Raw genomic sequence first — 7,452 nt, 5'->3', positions numbered from 1 at the left:
ATACCGGAGCCGAGCGGCACGGCGGCGTCCACAAGCTCGGCCAGTCGGTGATCACTTCGCAGGGCGAGTGAGGTGGAAACAGCGCTGTAGGCAGCCAAGCGCGCTTCTTCCGACATGTCGAGATGCTCGACTGCTACCTGCATCGAAACGCCGACCTCGTTTCCGCCCTGTCCGCGAGTGTTTCACCAGCTGCCGGACGAGGTTAAACGACACGGTCAGCCATCGTCCTCCACACCTCCTCGCAGTCCCCACTCATCGAGGCCGGAGTAGATCACTGCGATCCGGCCCCTGGGGAAGCCGAGTGACGTAGCTTCCCCGCTATAGAGGGCTACCAGCGAGTCGGGCCCTCTCCACCAGGTGTCTGCCAGGCCCATCACCTCGCGCACGGGCACGTAGCCGTTCAGTTCGATGCCATCGACGTCATCGCCGACGAGCTTGGTGACCTGTTTTGCCCACATAGACGCGCGGTGAGCCAAGGCGAGCGATTCCACCCAGCCCTCGATGGTTGCATGGAGGGGTGCCCACCTCTCTGCATGGATACCGAACTCACCAGACGGACTGATCATGAATGAGTAGGGGACTGCGGTCCGCTGTATCCCGGCTTCGAACCACCACCCCGCGGAGTCTGCTTCGGGCGAGTCCGGATCGAGGTACTTGGGGCCTCCGTCGTACTGCGGTGAGGGTGGCAAGAGCAGACCGCCCCATCGCTCTTGGTAGGCCGCCATTCGATCAATCACTTCTGCTGGGATGTCCCGCTCAAGCCACCACTGCCTGTGACCCTCGACGGGGCGAAAGTCGACCTTGACGCCATGCGTGCTGACAAAGGACCGCGCTCGTCGGGTCAGGCCATCGGACACATCGTTGATGAGGTGAAGATTCACCCGGGGGACGCTACCCAGTAGCCGTGGCGGGAGCATGCCCAGGGCCAGCCTCCGTGCCCAGAAGCGGCTCTCCCACGATCCACGGCCCTATTCCGCATGTCTGAATATCCGAAGCTGCCGAAATTGCTGGAGAAGATCGCCACCAAGTCCGGCAAGGGCGACTTCTACCGCCTGGCCGACCTCGGTTATGAACGGCGCGTTCCACCTCGACTTTCTCTGCACCAACGGCACGAGTCGAATGCACGAACCGGCTCTCAACATTGCGGTCTCCTGCGTTACGGCCTCTCAACTGGCGGAAGCAGGTTGTGCCAGGAGTGTCCGCACGAGCCTTTGCAGTAGGTCTGCCTGCGGCGGGTGTCGGCGACGGAGAACACCGAGACAAGGACACGGAACGCTTTGATGTGCTCGTCAGCGGGGAGGGCCGCGAACCTGTAGCGGGGTGGGTCCATGCAAATCATCACTGAAGGGTTAGCGGTGGGCTTCACTCCGGACCGAGCGACTCCCGCGTGGCCGTCCGCCGTGGTGATGTGCGCCTGCATCGCATAGCCGGCGACCTCCTGCAGTACCACCTGCCGTCCTGCCGGGGAGAGCGTGGCAAACCAGGTTGTCCCGTCGTCCAACGTGCGGAGTCCTTGCGCGACCTCGTTGACGACTCGCTCGGCCTCACGCCGAATGGCTCGCCCGTCCTCGCTGCTGGTCCCCAACATTTCTCGATCATTCCACATCGCCTCGGGCCGAGAGCGAGCTGGCGGCAGCTGGCTTCTGGAGTCGTCGGATCGAAGGGCGGCGCTGAAGGCGGTCGGGATGAACGGCATGTACTTGACCGACCTTCTCTGCAGCAACAGCACGAGTCGACTGCGCTCGTTCTTATGTGGTGAACGCGGCTGGGGGCTGTTGGACCTCCAGGACAACTGCCGTGCCTGCTACGGATCGGTCCTCGTGCATGGTGATCACCTTGCCGGGCTGAAGGTGCTGCCACTGCGAGGGGTCCAGGGGCGCGAGTCGTACCGAGGCATGTCCCCCGGGCTCCAGGAAAGGCGTGAACTCCACCCAGAGCCGGGCAACGTTGAGAACCGGTTCGCCGGTCGCGGTCCGGTGGCCGATGTTCCACATCGGTCGCAGGACGCCAGCGCCAGAGATGGGCGTCTGTCGTCGCGCTTCGGTGGCCGGGCGGAGGGTGAGGTCGGCTCGGAGAATCCCGTGGCGGGTCTCGAAGGCGCGCCAGTGGCACCAAGCCGCGCTCTTCTCCAGCCTCATCTGTTCGGCAGCGGTGGTCAGGGTTTCCCAGAAGCTGAGCGGAAGCGGGCGGACGTCACCGAGTTCTTCCAGCAGATTGAGGGCCACTTCCCACTCGTCGTGAGCGAGGTACTCCCAGACGTCGCTCACCGTGATGTCGTTCTCAGTGGCGCTCTTCTCAGGAACCAGCAGGGAAGCGGCTTCCAGCAGCTTCGGGATGTCCATGCCCTGATTCTGGACCACGGTCTCCTGACGGTGGCAGGAGGTGCCCGATGACCTCCACCGAGCAGATCGCGACTCTGGCGACCTTCGGGCGGTGTGGGCGGTTCTCTCCGTCGGTCACAAGCTCGCTAACCACGTGATCGGGCAGACCGACCAGCAGGCCGCGCACGCCGCGTACGACAAGGCTGCGCTGCTGCACCGGGCCGGACAGGAGATCCCCCGCGGCGGCCTCGTTGACTGGGACGCCCGCGGCCTGAGGCCCGACTGCCCGCTCGACTGGGCGCGAGCCACAGCCGTGATCTGGCGGTCTGCGGGCGGCCTGCTCGGCATCCACAACGACCTTTGACTCCGCCCCGGGACAGGCGCCAACGGCGTCGCAACCAAGCCGCCTGCCCCGGGCCCACCCAGCCCGTACAAGACGAGAGGGAGAGACCCCAGTACGGTCTCCGTCCTGCGCGTACAGGCCTGAATCGGGCAGCGCACGCTCTTACTGACCACCGCCGCCGTGCCGTTGACCAGCTGGGCCGTGCACGCCATCGCCCCGCACAAGCGGCTCGCCGCGGACAAGTTCGACGAAGCCCGGGTGAAACTGCTGACCGGCGGCGACCGCATCAAGGCCCGCCGCATGCGCCAGGACCCCTTCAGCTTCGAACCGACCCACAAGCTGTGGCTGCTGGGCAACCACAAGCCCGAAGTCGGCACCGGCGGCTTCGCGTTCTGGCGCCGCATGCGCCTGATCCCCTTCGATCGCGTCGTCCCCGACGACCGCAAGATCGACAACCTGGCCGACCTCCTTGTCATGGAAGAGGGCCCCGGCATTCTGGCCTGGCTCATCGACGGCGCCCGCCGTTACCTCGCCGGCGACCGCGACCTCACCGGCCCTGAACGCGTCCGCATCGCCACGACCGCCTACGCCGAGACCGAGGACCACACCGGCCGTTTCTACGAGGAGTGCTGTCGCCTGGGCCCCGACCTGCGCGCCGAGCAGACGGCGCTCTACGCCGCCTACACCGCCTGGTGCCACAATGAAGGCGCGCAGATCATCTCCTCCCGCGCGTTCGCCTCCCGGACCAGGGAACTGGTCGGACTGGCCTCGCCCAAGGAGATGAAAGTGTCCAACCAGCGCAAGTACTACCCGGGCATCGGCCTGCTCACCGACGAGGAAAGGGACACCGGCGTATGAGTTCCCTGATCAGCGCGGACGAGATCAGCCACGAAGCCGAGCTCGTGTGGCTGGAGGATGTCGACCAGCTCGACTATGTGCGCCAGAGCCTGGACCGGCTGCCCACCCGCAAGGGCAAGCCGGCCTATCACCGTGACGGCCGCATGGTCGGCTACGCCATCCTCGGCCCCGACGCCAAGGCCTCCCGCGCCTCCGGCACCTTCCGCCGCCGCGTCCTCTGGCTGCTGCCCCACGACCGCGACACCGAGCCCGACGGCCTGTACGCCAAGAGTGCCCCCGCTGAAGCCGTCGACCCCCGCACCCTCGAACCCCGGGTCAAGGGCTACAAGACCGAACGCTCCGAAGGCGGCCCGCCCTCCCGCGCCATGCAAGAACTCGGCATACAACTCCCCCTGTAGGGCGGCCGGGCACGAGTCGACGGCGGGTTCTGCCTCGGTTGCAGTGACGTGACGACCTAGAGGGTCTCGCCCACCCCGCCTGTGTGCCGAGCGGCTTTGGACCAGGCGTCGAAGCAGGCCACGTCGGGGGAGGGGTTCAAGCGGCTTCGTGTCGGCGTGCGGGATGGGTGCGTGCGGTGGTTGCAGTCGCTCAGACGCCCCATCGCATGCGGTCCCAGGTGACTGGGCCGACGATGCCGTCGTCTTGGCACTGTCACGTTGGCTGATACCGGTGGGATGATCTTCGCTTCGATCAGGCTGGGAGGGGTCGTCCGTGGGGAGTGCGTCGCAGTCGTACAAGGGTCACCGGTACCCGGTCGAGGTCATCTCCCACTGTGTGTGGCTGTACTTCCGCTTCCCGCTGTCGTTCCGCGAGGTCGAGGAGCTCATGCTCGAGCGCGGGATCGCCGTTTCCTACGAGACGATCCGCCGCTGGTGCGCGAAGTTCGGGCAGACCTACGCAGGCGCGCTGCGCCGCCGACAGCCCCAGTCCGGGGACAAGTGGCACCTGGACGAGGTCTTCGTCAAGATCAACGGGCGGTTGCAGTACCTGTGGCGGGCCGTCGACCAGGACGGCAACGTCCTGGACATCCTGGTGCAGAACCGGCGGGACAAGGCCGCGGCCAGGCGTTTCTTTCGCAGGCTGCTGAAGAGGACCGGTGCGGTGCCGCGGGTGGTCGTCAACGACAAGCTCCGCTCCTACGGCGCGGGCCTCCGCGAGGTCATGCCGTGCGTCGAGCACCGGCAGTCGAAGTACCTGAACAACCGGGCGGAGAACAGCCACCAGCCAACCAGGCAACGCGAACGGGCGATGAAAAACTTCCGCTCCGTGGGCGGAGCACAGCATTCAGCGGCATCTCGCCCCAATGCCGGCCCCGCCGCCATCTGACGCCCGCACACCACTACCGCGCCGAGATGACCGTCCGCTTCGCAATCTGGGACCAGATCACAGGAGTCGCCAGCCCCGCCGCCACGGCCTGACCACAGCCCGGAACTGGGCTCCACCACGCCACGGAGTGCCATCAGGCACCTACCCACCCAACAACGTGACAGCGCCGGGAGAACCAACAGGGCTCCTGCGCGTGAGACGTCGAACACCTCCCTCAACGGCACGGGAGCCTTGTGCGTTACGCCCTGCGACCTCGTCACCCGATCAGTGCCTGCGCTGAAAAGGCTCAGTGAGCTGGTCACCAACGCCCGCAAGTACGCGCCCGGCCCCGTGCTGAGGCCGGCCGCCTGACCTATGGGTCCAGGCAGATCTCCAGGACCGCTCGCCGTATTCCCTGCCGATCCGCCATTCCTTTTTAGGTGACGGGAGGCGATTCTGGACATGGAGGAGAGAAATCATGGGCTGGATCAACACTATTAAGGAAGATGCGGCTCTTAAGGAGGCGCAGCACGCCTGGGACAAAGGGCGGAATATCTTGGTGTTTAAGTTCATCGAGGCACACACCAACAGTCTGATGAGCGGAGCCATGACTGGTATGAACGACCAGATGGAGGCAATCGAGTCTATTGGCTGGAGGCTGGATCACATGTCGGTCGCCGAGGGTAATGTCATCGGAGCACTAGGCAGCAAGCGGGACGAGCGCCTTGTCATCGTCTGCCTGTATCGAAGGCCTTCCCTGGCGGGGTAGCCATCCAGAGCCACGCCCAGCGCGCAGCGTGCCCGAGGCCCACACGCCGTCGTCAGCGCGAGCCGGGTAACCGAACGTACGGAACGTGTGCCCGCACACCCCCATCCCGTCGATGAGCTGCACCGGCCTCCCGCCTTCGAGTGCCGCGTGGAGCCGCACACCACAAGGTGCCCGAGCAACCGTCAGTTCCAACAAGGGGATGGCCCCTGTTCGGCCTGGGCCCGGCGCGTGTGGGTCAATTGGCATCGCAGCCGATGCCGTCTCCGTCCCGGTCAAGGCGGTGCGGGTCGTCGGGGCCGACCCAGACGGGGCCTGACAGGTCCGAGCAGTCCACATCGGGGACACCAGCGGGAGGCCCGTTTGGGAGCTCTGGGCGTGCCGGGGTGTCTGGGGCAGGGGAGTCCGGCGGGTCCGGGGGAGCGCTGGAGGTCTCCGGCTGCTCGGGGCAGGCGGTCCACAAGCCCGATCCGTCCTGCCGGGCGGCGTCCTCGGCGTCAGAGACTCTGGGCCAGTACTTGTCGTTGGGCGGGAAGAGGACCGCCTCGGCGTGTCCGCTGCGGACGAGTGACTCGTTGACGAAGGTGCCCTGCTCGTTCCACACGTACAGCAGGTACCGGTCGTAGCGGTCGGTGAGTTCGACATCGCGTTCGGCGCGGATGCGGCTGCCCGGCGGCAGGAGCGTGGTGGTGCGGGCGGTCGCGTCGTCTGCGAAACAGGCACCGCGCTCCGGCGTGTCGATCGCCAGGAGCCGCACCCGGGACACGGTGTCCTTCGGCAGGACCCCGCCGTCGCCGCGCACATCGAGGGTGTCACCGTCGACAATGCGGAGCACGACTACCCCCGGCGGAGCTGTCGATGGCTTCGGCTTGATGGTTGGTGGGGTGGCAGCGCTGTCGGAGGGCTGGGCAGGCGGCTTCGTCGTACCTGCGGATGAGTCGTGATGAGGTTTGTCGGACGGCTGATTCGTAGAGGTATCCGTGGGCTCAGCCGTGCCGGAGGTGCGCTCTTGGCCCTCATCAAGCAGCGTCCCGAGGCAGCCCAGGCCCAGGAGTAGACCAAAAATTACGAGGATTGCGGTAATCCAGGGGTGCTTGAGGCGTTTGGGTCTCTTGGGGCCGCGCGGGCTTCGCGGGCGGGGGCGCCAGGGTTGGTCTCGCCGGGCGTTCGCGTCGGGTGGCGGAGAAGGGCACATGGCGCCCTCCAGGGGAGGAAGATGCTGCTTTACCAGTACAGCACTTGCCCTGCCCAGCCGCCTTCCGATGGGTTCTGGGGACGCTTGCCCGATGACGGAGGCATATCAAGTACCAGCCTACTCGCTAGGAATGAAGAAAAGTCTCCCGACACCAGGCACCCCGGGCAGGCAATAGGCCGGTCGGCGCCATATGACGAGGTTCGGAGTCAGATTTGTCCTCGGAGGTCACAGAATTTCCAGCACAATGGGAGTTAGCCTGAGGTTGTGGCACGGATAGGCAGCGCTGACGTCCCGGTCGGGAGGATGAGTCCCGCGGGAAGTGTGGTGTGGGCGCTGATCCCTTTGTTCACGCTCGGGATGGGAACGATGTTCGTCCTTGCGTGGGGGGCCTACCGGCTTCGGTCACGCGCTCTTGGTGTTGCCGCCGTCGTGGCACTGATCATGACTGTTCTTGCCTTCAGCTTGAGCGGCGCGTCGGATGATGCGGGCAGCACAGCGAGTGGAGTATTGATCATCCTGCTGATCGGCGGCGGTCTGACAACGACGTTCATGGTTCGGCGACAGCTTGTTAAGAGGTCCTAACAGAAGTTGTTGATCAAGTGACCGTCGGCTTGTCTGCTCGTTGGTCGGGTCGTGAGGAAACGTCAGTCGCGGCCGTGGATCG

The 7,452-nt window shown here is 65.7% G+C and carries 8 protein-coding genes and 2 pseudogenes; 5 read left to right on the top strand and 5 right to left on the bottom strand.

What is annotated here, in order from left to right:
• Positions 1 to 215: 215 nt before the first annotated feature.
• The 3 genes from ACH4G3_RS42300 to ACH4G3_RS42290 all read right to left on the bottom strand — a co-directional run bounded on the left by ACH4G3_RS42300 (position 216) and on the right by ACH4G3_RS42290 (position 2,342).
• Positions 216 to 881 (bottom strand): hypothetical protein, encoded by a 666-nt coding sequence (locus ACH4G3_RS42300; protein ID WP_397629483.1) that lies wholly within the window; start codon positions 879 to 881, stop codon positions 216 to 218.
• A gap of 275 nt (positions 882 to 1,156) precedes the next feature.
• Positions 1,157 to 1,588, bottom strand: a complete 432-nt coding sequence (locus ACH4G3_RS42295; RefSeq protein WP_397629484.1) for a DUF5958 family protein — start codon at positions 1,586 to 1,588, stop codon at positions 1,157 to 1,159.
• Between the two features lie 160 nt (positions 1,589 to 1,748).
• Positions 1,749 to 2,342: a hypothetical protein gene (locus tag ACH4G3_RS42290; RefSeq protein ID WP_397629482.1), complete on the bottom strand. Its 594-nt coding sequence runs from the start codon at positions 2,340 to 2,342 to the stop codon at positions 1,749 to 1,751.
• Positions 2,343 to 2,475: 133 nt separating this feature from the next.
• Here ACH4G3_RS42290 and ACH4G3_RS42285 point away from each other — a divergent pair, with 133 nt between their 5' ends.
• The 5 genes and pseudogenes from ACH4G3_RS42285 to ACH4G3_RS42265 all read left to right on the top strand — a co-directional run bounded on the left by ACH4G3_RS42285 (position 2,476) and on the right by ACH4G3_RS42265 (position 5,596).
• On the top strand, positions 2,476 to 2,685 hold the full coding sequence (locus ACH4G3_RS42285) for a hypothetical protein (protein WP_397629481.1): 210 nt from the start codon (positions 2,476 to 2,478) through the stop codon (positions 2,683 to 2,685).
• Positions 2,686 to 2,901: 216 nt separating this feature from the next.
• A pseudogene (locus ACH4G3_RS42280) lies at positions 2,902 to 3,522 on the top strand (DNA primase family protein); the annotation flags it as partial.
• The gene (locus ACH4G3_RS42275; protein WP_397629480.1) at positions 3,519 to 3,920 is read left to right on the top strand and encodes a DUF6009 family protein; all 402 of its coding nucleotides are present in this window, start codon (positions 3,519 to 3,521) and stop codon (positions 3,918 to 3,920) included. The pseudogene ACH4G3_RS42280 and the gene ACH4G3_RS42275, both read left to right, overlap by 4 nt.
• A 313-nt stretch (positions 3,921 to 4,233) precedes the next feature.
• Positions 4,234 to 4,940, top strand: a pseudogene (locus ACH4G3_RS42270) (IS6 family transposase).
• Between the two features lie 365 nt (positions 4,941 to 5,305).
• A complete protein-coding gene (locus ACH4G3_RS42265) occupies positions 5,306 to 5,596 on the top strand; it encodes a hypothetical protein (protein ID WP_397629479.1) in 291 nt (96 codons plus the stop codon).
• A gap of 235 nt (positions 5,597 to 5,831) precedes the next feature.
• On the opposite strand, the gene ACH4G3_RS42260 is transcribed toward ACH4G3_RS42265, so the two are convergent.
• Both ACH4G3_RS42260 and ACH4G3_RS42255 read right to left on the bottom strand, forming a co-directional pair.
• Entirely contained in the window at positions 5,832 to 6,428 is a 597-nt protein-coding gene (locus tag ACH4G3_RS42260) for a thermonuclease family protein (protein ID WP_397629478.1), read from the bottom strand.
• Positions 6,429 to 7,190: 762 nt separating this feature from the next.
• The coding region (locus ACH4G3_RS42255; RefSeq protein WP_397629477.1) for a hypothetical protein at positions 7,191 to 7,452 on the bottom strand (262 nt) is incomplete at its 5' end.

This window comes from Streptomyces afghaniensis, from assembly GCF_044327915.1.
Taxonomy (GTDB): Bacteria; Actinomycetota; Actinomycetes; order Streptomycetales; family Streptomycetaceae; genus Streptomyces; species Streptomyces afghaniensis.
This window is presented reverse-complemented; position numbering and strand designations above follow the sequence as displayed.